This is a genomic window from Streptomyces sp. AB3(2024) (assembly GCF_041862025.1).
Lineage (GTDB): Bacteria > Actinomycetota > Actinomycetes > Streptomycetales > Streptomycetaceae > Streptomyces.
In genome coordinates, this window is record NZ_JBGWAB010000310.1 from 1 (window position 1) to 1,184 (window position 1,184).

Here is a 1,184-nt window from a genome sequence, read left to right on the forward strand (position 1 = left end):
TCGAAGCGCCGAAGGAACGCCTGCCACCGCAGATCGATGTCCTCGCTGGTCATCCCGGTCTTGGAGGACCACAGCCAGACCGGTTTCGGGTCACGATCACCGGGGAGGTGTTCAACCTTCAGCCGGATCAACGTGCCGTGGATCAGAGGGAGTTCACCGCAGTGGTCGAGCCAGGGGCCGCGGGCCTGCAAGCGTGGGTGCATGCGGTCCCAGGCGAGGGCTTCGGCCGTGCCGTAGCGGGTGGTGTCACAGGCGGTGGCCTGGTCGGGGATGTGCCACGAGTCGGGCTTGGAGAAGGTGAGGACACCACCGTGCTTGCGGGGCTGTCCGCCGCGCGGAGTGGAGCGGCGCGGGCCGGCGTCACGGAGCATCACCCGGTCTGAGCGCAGGCGGCCGACCAGCTCGACGGGCATGTCGGCCAAGACGTAGGCGAGGCGGGTGACGTCGTAGCCGGCATCCACGACGACGAGGATGTCCTGGTCACCAGGCTTCCACTGGCCTGCCCGCAGAAGCCGGGCGATGACGTCGCGGAGCTGGGAGGCGGTCACCGCCGTGGCGTCATCGGCCGGGCCCAGGCGGACGGCGTCCAGTACCGCGGTCCACGAGGTCCGTCCTGTTTCCAGGGCGGCGACGAAGGAGTAGGGCCAGCCGGGGATCATCTGATCCGCGCTGCGGCCTCGCCCGTATACGTGGCAGAACAGCAGGTCCGGGCTGGTGGGAGCGTCCGGACGCAGCCAGTTGCTCACATCGACCGCGAGGACGATCCGCCCGTCGGCAGCCCTCGGCAACGGCGTGGAGGCAAGCAGCCGGCGCAGACGGACGGGCTCCAGCCAGCCGTGATTGACAGCGTCGTACATCGCTCCGTGCCCGCGCCGGTGCTCGGCCGACAACGTCAGCTCAACCAGCGACCTGACCGGCCCGTCCGCACACAGGACCGCGTCGGTGAGCTCGAAGAGCGCATCGGCCCGGGCATACAGGCAGTCGTAGAACTCCACACGAAAGCGGGACAGGACACCCAACGCCTCAACGCCGGGAACACCAACAGGGAAACTCATCCTCAGCGGCCGTTCCTCGACACTTCGTTACTCGACATCTCGAAGCGTGGAGGGCGGCCGCCTCACGTGCCCCCGAAAACCATAGATCTCAGCAGGTCGGATGACAGGCGAGGTTAAAGATCAAGCTTA

At 67.7% G+C, this 1,184-nt stretch carries 1 protein-coding gene; it reads right to left on the reverse strand.

Annotated elements, in window-relative coordinates:
* A partial coding sequence (locus ACEPPI_RS40510; protein ID WP_373920239.1) for a transposase occupies positions 1-1,055 on the reverse strand: 1,055 nt, incomplete at its 3' end.
* Positions 1,056-1,184 lie beyond the last annotated feature (129 nt).